Annotated in this window: 13 protein-coding genes; 12 read left to right on the plus strand and 1 reads right to left on the minus strand. The window is 66.9% G+C overall.

Annotated features, from left to right (window positions below; translation table 11 throughout):
* The first annotated feature begins 102 nt into the window (after nt 1-102).
* The 6 genes from ACQ4MJ_RS22025 (at nt 103) to ACQ4MJ_RS22050 (ending at nt 7,305) form a co-directional block, all read left to right on the plus strand.
* Nucleotides 103-1,593 (plus strand): DUF4178 domain-containing protein, encoded by a 1,491-nt coding sequence (locus ACQ4MJ_RS22025; RefSeq protein WP_055398036.1) that lies wholly within the window; start codon nt 103-105, stop codon nt 1,591-1,593.
* A 98-nt stretch (nt 1,594-1,691) separates the two neighbouring features.
* Nucleotides 1,692-1,913, plus strand: a complete 222-nt coding sequence (locus ACQ4MJ_RS22030; RefSeq protein ID WP_055398038.1) for a DUF350 domain-containing protein — start codon at nt 1,692-1,694, stop codon at nt 1,911-1,913.
* Between the two features lie 50 nt (nt 1,914-1,963).
* Nucleotides 1,964-3,526 carry a polyamine aminopropyltransferase gene (locus ACQ4MJ_RS22035; RefSeq protein WP_431151271.1) on the plus strand — a complete coding sequence of 521 codons (1,563 nt, stop codon included), beginning with the start codon at nt 1,964-1,966 and terminating at the stop codon, nt 3,524-3,526.
* A 171-nt stretch (nt 3,527-3,697) separates the two neighbouring features.
* Nucleotides 3,698-5,404, plus strand: coding sequence for an NAD(P)-binding protein (locus tag ACQ4MJ_RS22040; RefSeq protein ID WP_431151270.1), 1,707 nt, complete (start codon nt 3,698-3,700; stop codon nt 5,402-5,404).
* Between the two features lie 6 nt (nt 5,405-5,410).
* Nucleotides 5,411-5,932 carry a L,D-transpeptidase family protein gene (locus ACQ4MJ_RS22045; RefSeq protein WP_431151269.1) on the plus strand — a complete coding sequence of 174 codons (522 nt, stop codon included), beginning with the start codon at nt 5,411-5,413 and terminating at the stop codon, nt 5,930-5,932.
* Nucleotides 5,929-7,305 carry an MATE family efflux transporter gene (locus tag ACQ4MJ_RS22050; RefSeq protein ID WP_431151268.1) on the plus strand — a complete coding sequence of 459 codons (1,377 nt, stop codon included), beginning with the start codon at nt 5,929-5,931 and terminating at the stop codon, nt 7,303-7,305. Before ACQ4MJ_RS22045 ends, ACQ4MJ_RS22050 begins: the two co-directional genes overlap by 4 nt.
* Before the next feature lie 97 nt (nt 7,306-7,402).
* Here ACQ4MJ_RS22050 and ACQ4MJ_RS22055 read toward each other — a convergent pair whose 3' ends face one another.
* The gene (locus ACQ4MJ_RS22055; RefSeq protein ID WP_228897132.1) at nt 7,403-7,654 is read right to left on the minus strand and encodes a hypothetical protein; all 252 of its coding nucleotides are present in this window, start codon (nt 7,652-7,654) and stop codon (nt 7,403-7,405) included.
* Nucleotides 7,655-7,842: 188 nt separating this feature from the next.
* On the opposite strand from ACQ4MJ_RS22055, the gene ACQ4MJ_RS22060 reads away from it, so the two are divergent.
* From ACQ4MJ_RS22060 to bufB, 6 genes are all read left to right on the plus strand, one after another.
* Nucleotides 7,843-9,198, plus strand: a complete 1,356-nt coding sequence (locus tag ACQ4MJ_RS22060; protein WP_431151267.1) for an esterase-like activity of phytase family protein — start codon at nt 7,843-7,845, stop codon at nt 9,196-9,198.
* 77 nt (nt 9,199-9,275) lie between these two features.
* Nucleotides 9,276-9,980, plus strand: coding sequence for a riboflavin synthase subunit alpha (locus tag ACQ4MJ_RS22065; RefSeq protein ID WP_218300792.1), 705 nt, complete (start codon nt 9,276-9,278; stop codon nt 9,978-9,980).
* Between the two features lie 17 nt (nt 9,981-9,997).
* The gene (locus tag ACQ4MJ_RS22070; RefSeq protein ID WP_431151266.1) at nt 9,998-10,498 is read left to right on the plus strand and encodes a GNAT family N-acetyltransferase; all 501 of its coding nucleotides are present in this window, start codon (nt 9,998-10,000) and stop codon (nt 10,496-10,498) included.
* A gap of 35 nt (nt 10,499-10,533) precedes the next feature.
* A complete protein-coding gene (locus tag ACQ4MJ_RS22075; RefSeq protein WP_431151265.1) occupies nt 10,534-11,022 on the plus strand; it encodes an NUDIX hydrolase in 489 nt (162 codons plus the stop codon).
* 148 nt (nt 11,023-11,170) lie between these two features.
* On the plus strand, nt 11,171-11,464 hold the full coding sequence (gene bufA2, locus ACQ4MJ_RS22080) for a BufA2 family periplasmic bufferin-type metallophore (RefSeq protein WP_431151264.1): 294 nt from the start codon (nt 11,171-11,173) through the stop codon (nt 11,462-11,464).
* 152 nt (nt 11,465-11,616) lie between these two features.
* Nucleotides 11,617-13,299, plus strand: coding sequence for an MNIO family bufferin maturase (gene bufB / locus ACQ4MJ_RS22085; protein ID WP_431151263.1), 1,683 nt, complete (start codon nt 11,617-11,619; stop codon nt 13,297-13,299).
* The last annotated feature ends 68 nt before the right edge of the window (nt 13,300-13,367 follow it).

Raw genomic sequence — 13,367 nt, forward strand, 5'->3', positions numbered from 1 at the left:
CCGGTTGCTATCATAAATATAGCTGTTTGCGCTGAAGGGATAAGCGCTAGAGGCCAAAAAGGCCTCAAAGCCGTGTAGCGCGGCGCAGGCAGCAGCCCCACGATGGCCACCGACCCCACACAGCGTTACTACCGCGCGCCCTGCCCGGGCTGCGGCGCGCCGGTTGAGTTCCGCAGCGCGCAGTCCACGCACGCCGTCTGCGGCTACTGCCAGAGCACCGTCGTGCGCAGCGGCGACGTGCTCACGCGCCTGGGCAAGATGGCCGAGCTGTTCGACGACCACAGCCCCCTGCAGCTCATGGCCAGCGGGCGCATCCAGCTCGACGGCAAGGATGTGCCCTTCACCCTGGTGGGTCGCCTGCAATACAAAGGCGATGCAGGGGTCTGGACCGAATGGGCCGCCTTCCTGAACGACGGCACCCTGGCCACGCTGGGCGAGGACAACGGTGCCTATGTCTTCACGCGCCCCATCGACCCCGGCCGCGAAATGCCTGCGCCCGAGCGCTTTCGCATCGGCACCACCACCGCCATCAACGGCAAGCCCTACAGCGTGGCCTACACCGGCCAGGCATCGCTGATCTCTGCCCAGGGCGAGCTGCCCAAGCTGCCCCCGCTGGGCCAGCCGTTCGGCATGGTCGAGCTGCGCAGCGCCGACGGTGAAGTGGTCAGCATCGACTACGGCCACACCCCGCCCAACGTGGAGCGCGGCAAGTCGGTACTGCTGGAAGACCTGCAGCTCCAGGGCCTGAAAGACGAATCCGCCAAGGACGAAAAAGGCCGCCAGTTCAATTGCCCGCACTGCGGCGCGCCCGTGCAGGTGAAGCTGGCGGGCACCAAAAGCATCACCTGCGGTTCCTGCGCCAGCATCATCAGCCTCGATAGCGGCGTGGGCGGCGAACTGCGCTCGGCCGAGCAGGACGAGCCCGTGCAGCCCCTCATTCCGCTGGGCAGCAAGGGGCAGCTGCAGGGTGTGCACTGGCAGGTGGTGGGTTTTCAGCACCGCATGGGCGTGGAGCCGGGCGACGATGAACACTTTGGCTGGAGCGAATACCTGCTCTACAACCAGAAGCGCGGGTTTGCCTTCCTGGTCGATTCCGAAGAAGGCTGGAGCATGGTGCGCCCCACCACCGGCGCGCCGCAGCTCTCGTCCAACGGCCGCACCGCCACCTACATGGGCACCAAGTACGAGCTCAAGTACACCTACGAGGCCGAAACCACCTACGTGCTGGGCGAGTTCTACTGGCAGGTCACGCGGGGCCAGAAAACCAGCAACCGCGACTTTGCGAGCGCCAAGGGCCTGCTGTCGCTGGAGCAAACGCCGAACGAAGTCACCTGGTCCGCCGGTGACAAGCTGGCCAGCGACACCGTGGCCAAGGCCTTCAAGCTCGAAGACAAGGCCGATGTACTGCAGCGCGACGACCCGGGCCCCTTCACGGCCAAGTCGGGCCTGGGCTGCGGCACCATCATCCTGATTGCGATCATCATCATCATCCTGCTGATCATCCTGAGCAATTGTTCGGGGTCATCGGGCAGCGGCTACCGCAGCTCGGGCGGCTCGTTCGGCGGATACTCGTCCGGCGGAAGCCACAAGTAGGCGGGCGCTCCAAGGCGCCTGCCTGCAGACAGATCCATGAGCCCCGTCTTCACCACCCCACCACCCCCCACACACTACCGTTTCAAGGAGTTCACACCATGATGGGAATCGAATGGCTCCGGCCCGCAGCCTTCCTCGGGTCCATGCTGTACGCGCTGATTGGCGTGGTCATTTTCTGGCTGTGTTTTGTCATCGTGGACAAGATCACGCCCTACGACCTGTGGCGCGAGATCGTCGAGAAACAAAACAAGGCCCTGGCCATGGTGGTGGCGGCGATGTGCCTGGGGATCAGCATCATCGTGGCGGCGGCCATTCACTGACGCACCTTGCCTGAAACGGCGCGCGCCCCTGCGGCGCGCCGGTACCTGCCTTGCAATCCGACCTGACTTCTCCTGCCTCGCCGTCCGAGGCCCCGGGCGCCACCGCCGGCCCCCGCCCCATCGAAATCGCCCTGCTCATCAGCGTGTTCGTGGTGGCCGCCTGCGGCCTGCTGTACGAGCTGGCTGCGGGCGCGCTGGCGTCGTATGTGCTGGGCGATTCGGTGCTGCAGTTCTCCACCATCATCGGCACCTACCTGTTTGCCATGGGCGTGGGCTCGTGGCTGTCGCGGTACTTCGAGCGGCAACTGCCCGCGCACTTCTTGCGCATCGAATTGCTGGTGGCGCTGATTGGCGGAGCCTTGCCAGCCACGCTGTTCCTGGCCAATGCGTACACGCCTGGCGCTTTCCGGTTTCTGCTGTACGGCATGGTGTTGATGGTGGGCACGCTGGTGGGGCTGGAGATCCCCCTGGTGATGCGCATCTTGAAGCGCAACGTGGCGCTCAAGGACCTGGTCTCGCAGGTGCTCACGTTTGACTACCTGGGCGCGCTGGCGGTGTCGATGGCGTTTCCGCTGCTCCTGGTGCCGCACCTGGGGCTCATCCGCACGGGGCTGCTGTTTGGCGTGATGAATGCGGCCGTCGCATTGTGGGCGGTGTGGCTGTTTCGGCACGAGTTGCGGCGCCTGAAGGCGCACCTAGCGGCCTGCGTGATGGTGCTGGGCATCTTGCTGGCCGCGCTGGCGGGGGCCGAGCAGATCACCAGCGTGGCCGAAGACAAGTTCTACCAGGACCGCATCGTCTTCAGCACTGCGTCGCCCTACCAGCGCATCGTGGTCACGCAGGGGCGCGCAGGCCACCGGCTGTACCTCAATGGCAACCTGCAGTTTGCGCAGGCCGACGAGTACCGCTACCACGAGGCCCTGGTGCACCCCGCCATGGCCGCCCACGGCGCGCCCAAGAAGGTGGCGGTGCTGGGCGGCGGCGACGGCATGGCCGTGCGCGAGATCCTCAAGTACCCCTCGGTCGAGTCCGTGACGCTGGTGGAGCTGGACCCGGCCATGACGAAGATCTTCAGCGAGAACCCACGCCTTGCGCAGCTCAACGGCCACGCGCTGCAGAACCCCAAGGTGAAGATCGTCAACACCGATGCATTTGGCTGGCTGCAGGATGAGTCGGACACGTTTGATGTCATCGTGGTGGACTTTCCCGATCCCACCAATTTCTCCATCGGCAAGCTCTACACCAACAGCTTTTACGCGCTGCTGGACAAGCGCCTGGCCGCCAGCGGCTACGCGGTGGTGCAGACCACCTCCCCGCTGGTCGCGCGCAAAAGCTACTGGACGGTGGCGCAGACCATCGAATCCATCGGCCTGCAGACGGCGCCCTACCACGCGCATGTGCCCAGCTTTGGCGAATGGGGTTTCATCATCGCCAGCCGCAGGCCCTGGCGCCTGCCGGAGGCACTGCCAGCCGATTTGCGGTTCTTGGGTGCCGACACGCTGCCGCTGTTGTTCGACTTTCCGCTCGACATGGCGCGCGTGCCGGCCGAGGTGAACCGGCTGTCGAACCAGGCGCTGGTGCACACGTACGAACGCGAATGGGGAAAACATTGAGAAGCCCCCCTGAGCCGCTTCGCGCCATCCCCCCACTCTCGCAGCGCTGCGCGCAGCGGGCAGGGGGACGCCCCCAGCGCGGCGGGGCGGCCCTTGCGCGGGGGCCGCTGGTCTGGGCCGCGCCGGTCGCAAGCGGCGCAGGCGTTGAGTACACCCGGAGACACTGACGCCATGCAACGTCGCCATTTCCTAGCCACCGCCGCCGCCTCGACTGCCGCCGCAGTGCTCCTGCCGGGTTGCGACAAGGCCCCTCGCGTCTTGGAAGGCGGCTTCACCGGCATCGACATGGCGCGTGGCCACCAGCTGCGCGACCTGCTCAAGACCGGCACCTTGCCCGCCCCCAGCGTAGTCCGCCGTGCCCAGGTCATCATCGCGGGCGGTGGCGTGGCGGGGCTCGCTGCGGCGCGGTCGCTGCGGCTGGCGGGGGTGGAGGACTTTGCGCTGCTGGAGCTGGAAGACGGTGCTGGCGGCAACAGCCGGGGCGGGGCCGTGAGCGGCATTGCCTGCCCGCTGGGCGCGCACTACCTGCCCGTGCCCGGCGACGATGCGCGCGAGGTGCAGGATCTGCTGGAAGAGCTGGGCCTGCGCCGCCGCGTGGCTGGCCGCTGGCAGTACGACGAACGCCACCTGTGCCACAGCCCGCAGGAGCGCCTGTTTTTTGACGGCGAGTGGCAAGAAGGCCTGCTGCCCGTGCACGGTGTGGGCGAAGCCACGCTGGCCCAATACCGCCGCTTTGCAGAGGCGGTGGAGGGGGAGGCGAAGGCCGCGCGGTTTGCCATGCCTGCGCTCAAGCTGTTGGGGCCAAAAAAGCCTCTAACGCCCGCCCATCAAGCGCTGGATGCCATGACTTTCAGTGCTTGGCTGGCGCAAGAGGGCCTGGATGACGAGCACCTGCTCTGGTACCTGAACTACTGCTGCCGCGACGACTACGGCGCGGGCGTGGCGCGCGTGTCGGCCTGGGCGGGCATCCACTACTTTGCCAGCCGCCACGGTTTTCACGCGCCGGGCGAGGCGGTGGATGAGGCGCGCGAAAGCGTGCTCACCTGGCCTGAAGGCAACGGCTGGATCACCCAGCGCCTGGCCGAGCCGCTTGCCAACACTGTGAATGGGGGCGGCCAGCTGCGCACTGCCACCAGCGTGCTGCGCATTACCGAAACCCGCCACGGCGTGGAGGTGGACGCCTTCAACCATGCCACCGACAGCGTGGAGCGCTGGCAGGCGCCGCGCTGCGTCGTGGCGCTGCCCGTGTTCGTGGCGGCGCGGGTGGTGCACAATCCGCCCGCTTTTTTGACCGGCGCAGCGCAGCGCCTGCAGTCGGCCCCCTGGCTGGTGGCCAACATCCACATCGACAGCCCGCTCACCGACCGCCCCGGCGCCGCCCCCGCGTGGGACAACGTGCTCTACGCCGACCCCACCGCCGGCGGCCTGGGGTACGTGAACGCCGGGCACCAGCGGCTGGACACGGGCGCTGCGCTGGCCGGGCCCACCGTGCTCACCTACTACCAGGCGCTGGGCGATGTGCAGGGCGGCCGCCAGCAGCTGGCCACCCAGCCCTGGCAACCATGGGCCGAGGCCGCGCTGGCCACCCTGGCCGTGCCCCACCCCGACCTGCGCCAGCGCGCCACACGCGTGGACATCACGCGCTACGGCCACGCCATGGCCATCCCGGTGCCGGGTACGCAGCAGTTTTTAAGCCAAATTGGCCTCCAGCGCTTGCCTGGAAAGCGCAAACAGCTATCAAATGGTGAGCAATCGCCCTGGATTCCCACCCCCACCACCGCACGGCTCGCGTTTGCGCACAGCGACTGGTCGGGCTATTCGGTGTTTGAAGAGGCCTTCACGCGCGGGCACGGTGCCGGGCTGGTGGCTGCGGGCTGAATGCCGATGGCGGGCCCCGAAGTGCACATCGACGTGGCGCGGCAGCAGCTCCACCTGATGCTGGACGGGGCCACAGAGCGCAGCTACACGGTATCCACCGCCCTGAACGGCGTGGGCGAACACAACGGCAGCGGCTGCACTCCCCGCGGTCTGCACCGCGTGCGCGCCAAGGTGGGCGCGGGCTGTGCGCCTGGCACGGTCTTTGTGGGGCGGCGGGCCACGGGCGAGGTGTATTCCCCCGAGCTGGCTGCAGCACACCCCGGCCGCGACTGGATCCTGAGCCGCATCCTGTGGCTCACCGGCTGTGAGCCCGGCGTGAACCGGGGCGGCGCGGTGGACACGCTGCGCCGCTTCATCTACCTGCACGGCTGCCCCGATGGCCTGCCCATGGGCGTACCCGCCTCGCACGGCTGCGTGCGCATGACCAACGGGGATGTGATCGACCTGTTTGACCGGGTGGCCGTGGGCACGCGGGTGTGCATCCACAGCACCCAGACCCCCAAGCTCATGGAGGGCGCAGCACCATGACGGACAAGGCCCACCCCGGCAGCCCGCCGCCTTCGCTCGACCGGCGCTTTCTCGTGTTCCTGGGCCCCTTGGTGCTCACCAACATCCTGCAGGCGCTCACCGGCACGGTGAACCACATCTACGTGGGGCGGCTGCTGGGTGCGGGCTCGCTGGCGGCGGTGGCCTCGTTCATGCCGCTGTTCCTGCTGCTCAGTGCCTTCATCTTTGGGCTGGGCAATGGGTCGTCCATCCTGGTGGGCCAGGCCTTTGGCGCGCGCAACCACGCGCGGCTGCATGCCGTGGCGGGCACCACGCTGTGCGCCGGGGTGCTGCTGGGCCTGGTGCTGGCCGCCCTGGGGCTGTTGGCCGTGCGGCCTCTGATGCTGCTGCTGGGCACGCCGGCCGACGTGCTGCCCCAGGCGGTGGCCTATGCCCGGGGGATGATGGTGCTGTTCCCAGTGCTGTTCACCTCCATGCTCACGGCGGCGCTGCTGCGTGGCACGGGCGACACCGTCACGCCGCTGCGCGCGCTGGTGGTGTCGCTGTCGGTCACGCTGGTGTGCGCGCCGCTGTTCATCCGGGGCGTGCCTGCCCTCGGGCTGCCTGCGCTGGGCATCCTGGGTGGCGTGGCCGCGCTGCTGCTGGCCACGCTGTGCTCGCTGGGCTACACGGCCTGGCACCTGCGGCGCCGCGCGCATGTGCTGGCCCCCACGCGGGCGCTGGCCGTGCATCTGCGGCTGGACGCTGCCTTGCTGCGCACCCTGGTGCGGCTGGGCGTGCCCACGGGCCTGTTCTTCATCACCGGCTCGCTGGCCGACCTGGGCCTGCTCAGCCTGGTCAACGCGCACGGCTCGGCAGCCACGGCGGCGTGGGGGGCCGCCAGCCAGGTGATGTCGTATGTGCTGTTCCCGGCGATGGCCGTAGCCATTGCGTCGTCGGTGTTTGCGGCGCAGGCCATTGGTGCGGGCCACGGGCAGCAGCTGGCGGCCGTCACGCGCACCGGCATGCGCATGAACCTGCTCCTCACCGGCGGCCTGGCCCTGCTGATGTTTGGCGCAGCGCCCTGGGTGGTGGGCCTGTTTGTGGCCGACGCCCGCGTGATCGACATCGCCGCACGCGTGCTGCCCATCACGGTGTGGGGCGCGGTGTTTTTTGGATGGGCCAGCGTGTATTCCGGCGTGATGCGTGCCAGTGGCACGGTGCTGGCACCCACGCTCATTTCACTGGGGTGCCTAGCCTGCCTCATCGTGCCGCTGGGCTGGCTGCTGGGGCGCCAGTTTGGGCTGGTGGCCACCTGGGTGGCCTACCCCGCCACGTACCTGTGCGCCCTGGTGCTGCAGGGGCTGTACTTCCACGGGGTATGGCGGCGCCAGGCATTGCAGCGGCTGGTGTGATGCGCCAGAAATTTTCACTAAAAATGGCCCTGTCGCTTATCCATCAAGCGCAATAAGCTATGAAAATCATAGCGTTTGCGCAGCCCTGGCCTGCGTTTCAGCCGCGCCGCATGTCCAGCCACAGACCCGCACACAGCGCCACGCCCACCGCAAACAGCATCCAGGTCCGCGAAACCGCGTAGGGGTAGAACATGAGCGCCACGCCCCACCAGCGGGTGCGTGGCAGCTGCGCTCTTTTGCCGTGCCAGTAAGCCGCCATGCCGATCAGGCCAAACACGATGGCGCCCGCGATGTAGGCGGGGCTGGGCAGTTCCAGTCCGAGGGATTGCAATGCAGAAAGGGTGTCCATAGGGAATAGGTGCTGTCCAGCGTTTGGGTGGGGAATGGTGGGGGAGCGCAAGGCGGGTGTGACTCTCGAACCTGGCAAAAGGTCCGTGTCCATCGGCTGCATGCCAGGGCATATCCTGGTGCCTGCCTTTCATGGTGGCGTCACAAGGGCGCGGCATCGTGCGGGTTTTGGCTTTATTCCCCATGAACATGTCCCGACTCTCCTTCATCGCCGCCAGTGCAGCCCTGCTGTGCGCCGCCTCTTCTGCAGCCCTGGCCCAGCAGGCCTACCCCGCCACGCTGACCGGCCACGCGGTGCTGCCCGCCCTGACGATGATTGCCGCCCCCAAGGACGCGCCACACGACCTGCAGGTGGCGGGCAAGTTCACCACACCCCGCCGGGTGGACGCCGTGGGCAGCGTGATGGGCCAGTCGGGCGGCCGCGACACCGGCGCGTCGCTGCCGTTCCAGGGCCAGCCCATCCAGGGCCACTCGGGCATCAAGCGCATGGCCGATGGATCGTTCTGGATCCTGACTGACAACGGTGCCGGCTCCAAGGCCAACTCGCCCGACTTCATGCTGCACCTGAGCCACTACACCGTGGACTTCAAAAGCGGCCAGTTCAATCGCCTCAAGACCATCTTCCTGCACGACCCGGACAAGAAGATCCCGTTTCGCATCACGCACGAAGGCACCAGCAGCCGCTACCTGACCGGCGCCGACTTCGACCCCGAAAGCTTCCAGTTCGCCGGTGGCGCGCTGTGGATTGGCGATGAGTTCGGCCCTTTCCTCATCAAGGCCGACCTGAATGGCAAGGTGCTCGGCGTTTTCGAGACCCAGGTGGACGGCAAGACCGTGCGATCGCCCGATGCGCCCGGCGTGCTGATGCCCGGCGCGCCTGATGCCAAGCCCACTGCGTTTGTGGTCAAGCGCTCCAAGGGCTACGAAGGCATGGCCGCCAGCAAGGACGGCAGCAAGCTCTACGCCCTGCTCGAAGGCGCGCTGTGGAACGACGATGCCAAGGCGTATGAAAACGTGGGCGGCAAGCAGTACCTGCGCGTGCTGGAGTTCGACGTGAAGACCGAGCAATGGACCGGCCGCCACTGGAAGTACGTGCTGGAGGCCAACCACCACGCGATTGGCGACTTCAACATGATCGACGCCAGCATGGGCCTCATCATCGAGCGCGACAACGGCGAAGGCACGGCCGACAAGGCCTGCCCCGAAGGCCAGAAGCGCACGGATTGCTTCCACGACCTGGCCAAGTTCAAGCGCGTCTACAAGGTGGAGATGAGCGACGCCAACGTGGGCGGCGAGATCCGCAAGGTGGGCTACATCGACCTCATGAACATCCAGGACCCGCAGCGCCTGGCCAAGAAGCCGCTGAACAACGGCGTGCTCACCTTCCCGTTCTTCACCATCGAGAACGTGGACATCGTGGACAGCACGCACATCGTGGTGGGCAACGACAACAACCTGCCCTTCAGCAGCAGTCGCGACCCCAACAAGGCGGATGACAACGAGCTGGTGCTGCTGGAAGTGGGCGAACTCTTGCGCGCCAAGTAACCCGGCACCAGCGCGCGGTGGGGGCCGGGTGGCAAAATTCCCGGTTCCCGTTCCAACGCTCCACAAGCCGCGCCACCATGTTCACAGGCATCGTCCAAGCCACGGCAGGCATTGCCGCCATCCACGACCGCGCAGGGTTGCGCACCTTCACGCTCGATTTTCCCGAAGGCTTCTGCCAGGACCTGGCCATTGGCGCCAGCGTGGCCACCGACGGCGTGTGCCTCACGGTCACCGAGATCCTGTCGCCCACGCGGGCCAACTTCGACGTGATGCTGCAGAGCCTGAACATCACCACGCTGGGCAGCTACGGCCAGGGCGACCGCGTGAACGTGGAGCGCGCGGCCAAGGACGGTGCCGAGATTGGCGGCCACCCGCTGTCGGGCCATGTGGACTTCACCGGCACGCTCATCGAGCGGCGCGAGTTCGACAACAACCTGGTGTGGCGCGTGGCCGTGCCCGAGGCGTTTCGCCGCTACATCTTTGCCAAGGGCTACATCGCCATCCACGGGGCCAGCCTGACGGTGGCCGAGGTGAACCGGCAGGAGGGCTGGTTCGAGATCTGGATGATTCCCGAAACACGCCGTGCCACGGTGTTTGAAGCCAAGAAGGTGGGCGACCGCCTGAACATCGAGATCGAGCGCAGCACCCAGGTCGTGGTGGACACCGTCCGCGAGGCCGTGCAGGAAAGCCTGGGCCGCCTGCAGCCCGTGCTGGAGGCGCTGCTGAAGGAAAAGGGCTTGTCGCTCGACGACTTCGTGCAGGCGCCCGTGCTGCCGCACTGATTGAACCAAGCTCACTCATGTCTGTGGTGGTGCGCCCGCTGGCGCTGAGCGATCTGGCCGACCTGCTGGCCGTGCAGCTGGCCTGCTATGGCGAGGGGTTTGTGGAAAGTGGCGAGGTGTTTGCCCGCCGCCTCGCCAGCCCCGCCAATTGCTCGGTGGTGCTGGAGCGCGGCGGCATGGTGTGCGCCCACCTGGCGGCCTACCGCAGCGTGCGCGGCAAGGTCACCCCGCTGCACGGCGACTTTGAGGCCGTGGCCCTACACGACACGCTGTACCTGCACGACATGGCCGTGCTCCCTGCCCATGCGGGGCAAGGCCTGGCCCACGCGTTGCTGCAGCCCCTGTGGGCGCAGGCCCGTGCAGAAGGGCTGCGGCACAGCGCGCTGGTCTCGGTGCAGGGCTCGCAGGCCTACTGGGAGCGGCAGGGCTACGCGCTGCACCCCTTGCCGGACGCCGCCCAGCAGGCCCGCCTGGCCAGCTACGGCGAAGGCGCTGTGTACATGGCGCGCACGCTGTAGGCTTGGCGTCACCGCCCCTCGTCATAATGCGCGCCATGCCCCACCGCTGGAAACCCAACGTCACCGTGGCCGCCCTCATTGAGCGCGATGGCCGCTTTCTGCTGGTCGAGGAAGAAACCACCGACGGCCTCAAGCTCAACAACCCCGCCGGCCACCTGGACCCGGGCGAATCGCCCATCCAGGCCTGCGCCCGCGAGGTGCTGGAAGAAACCGCGCACGACTTCGAGCCCACGGCGCTGATCGGCGTGTACCTCAACCGCTTCACCAAGACGCGCACGGGCGACGACATCACCTACATGCGCTTTGCGTTTGCGGGCTCGCTGGGCACGCACCACGACTGGCGCACGCTCGACACCGGCATCGTGCGCACGCTGTGGCTCACGGCCGATGAGATCCGCGCCTGCCCCGAGCGCCATCGCAGCCCCCTGCTGCTGCGCTGCCTGGAGGACTACCTGGCGGGCCAGCGCTTTCCGCTCACGCTGGTGCACACCGACATCTCTGTGACCGAACCCTCTGTGCAGTAGCGCAGGAGCGCTGAGGCGCAACGCAAAAATTTTTGGATTGCATGTAACCCGCAGCGCGCGGGGGACGAATTACCAGGCAGAGAGCGCTGTGTTGTGCAGCGTGATCTACCCGCTTTATTCATCCCTCAACGTTTTCGGAGTTACCACCATGCTGTCTACCCAAGCCAAGTCCACTGCTTCTTTTGCCCTGTCTGCCGCCCTGCTGGCACTGGCATCCAGCAGCTTTGCAGCCGACGCGCCCAAGGGCTCCAAAGGCGCCGCCATCGGCGCCAACGACAAGGTGCACTGCTACAACGTGCACGACTGCAAGGGCAATAGCGACTGCTCCACGGCCGAGCACAGCTGCAAGGGCCAGAACGCTTGCAAGGGCCACGGCTTCAAGGCCAAGACCGCGGCCCAGTGCCTGATGGAGAAGGGCACCATCGGCGACATCAAGGGATAAGGCAACAAGCTCCCCTGAGGCGCTGCGCGCCATCCCCCCAGGGGGACACCGCCAGCGCGGCGGGGCGGCCCTTGCGCGGCGGTGCTGGCATTAGGGCGTGCCAGTCTCGGCGATCCTGCCCAGTGCCCGCACTTTGATACCTTGATTTCGCCATGGCACATGACCTCATCGCTACGCGCGGCACCGGCTTTGGCCTGGGGCTGCGCACGCAGCACTACGCCGATTTCCTGGCGCGCAAGCAGCCACTGGACTGGCTGGAAATCATCACCGACAACTACCTCATCGACGGTGGAAAACCTCTGGCGGTGATCGATGCCATCCGGCGCGACTACCCCGTGGCCATGCATGGCGTGGCCATGTCCATCGGTGCGTCGCAGGGCGTGGATGTGCCGTATCTGCAACGCGTGAAGGCGCTGGCCGACCGTATCGAGCCGCTGTGGGTGTCCGACCACCTGTGCTGGACGGGCCCTGGCCCCGAGCAGTTGCACGACCTGTACCCGCTGCCCTACACCGACGAATCTGCACGCCATGTGATCGCACAGATCCGTCGCGCACAGGATGTGCTGGGACGCAGGCTGGTGCTGGAGAACGTGTCGAGCTATATCCGCTACCGGCATGACAGCGCGAGCGAGTGGCAGTTTCTGGCCCACATTGCGCAAGAGGCCGACTGCCTGCTGCTCGTGGATGTGAACAACATCTACGTGAGCAGCGTGAACCATGGCTTTGACCCACTGAGCTATCTGCATGCCCTGCCCGCACACCGGGTGCAGCAAATTCACCTGGCTGGGCACAGCGACAAAGGCGACCACATCATCGACACGCACGACCACCCTGTGGCGCTGCCGGTGTGGGACCTGTATGCACAGGCCTGCCAGCGTTTTGGCGCTGTGGCCGCGATGATCGAGCGCGACGACCACATCCCGCCGCTGGCTGAATTGCTGGATGAAATGGCCATTGCCCGTCGCATTGCCGCTGAGCATGTGGCCTCGCCTGTCCCCTCTTTTGTGCCCGTCGCCATCCCCGCTATCTCCGCCATCACCCTGGACCCCATAGTGGGACCGGCAGGGTTGGCTGTGGTGCAGCGCCACTTTGCCGACCGCGTGCTGGCGAATGCGCTGCCGCCTGAAATGCCCGAAGACCTCATCACAGGTCGCCTGCCCATCTACCACCATGCCTACCGCGCCCGGCTGGCCGAGGTGCTGGCCGACACCTATGCCAAGACTTGCCTCTACATGGGGTCCGACACCTTCGAGGCCCATGCGCGCGACTACGCCGTGGCCCATCCGCCGCGCACGCGCAGCCTGAACCGCTATGGCGAAGGCCTGGTGGGCACGCTGCGCGCGGCGTACCCCGACAACCCCGAGCTGCACGAACTGGCCCAGCTCGACTGGGACCTGCGCACCCGCTTTGACAGTGCCGATGTGCCGACCTTGGAGACTGCGGCTGCTCAGGCGTCGGACACCTGGACCACCCGCCCTGGTGTACTGCACCCCAGCGCCTTGCTGCGCGCGATCACGACGAACGTTGTGGGGGTGTGGAACGCCATCCATACCGACGACGACGTGCCCGAGGCCGTGGCCCTGCCTGCACCGGCCACGCTGCTGGTCTGGCGCAAAGGCCACCAGCCGCACTTTCGCACGCTCGACGCGGCCGAGGCCGCCTGGGTGCAAGCGCTGCACGCCGGTGCCTCGGTCCACGACGCCTGCGCGGCGCTGCTGGGCAGCGGCCTGTGGCAAGGCGACCCCACTGTGCTCGGCGGCTGGCTTGCGCAGTTGCTGGATGATGGGCTGGTGCGAGCGGATGGGCCTGTTGAAGGCGATGTTCCAACGTACTGATGGCTTGCCCACATGCACACATGCGCACGAGGTCGGGGATATGTTTCGTCCATTCCGCACGGATGGGG

This window comes from Acidovorax facilis, assembly GCF_050626955.1.
GTDB classification, from domain to species: domain Bacteria; phylum Pseudomonadota; class Gammaproteobacteria; order Burkholderiales; family Burkholderiaceae_C; genus Acidovorax; species Acidovorax facilis.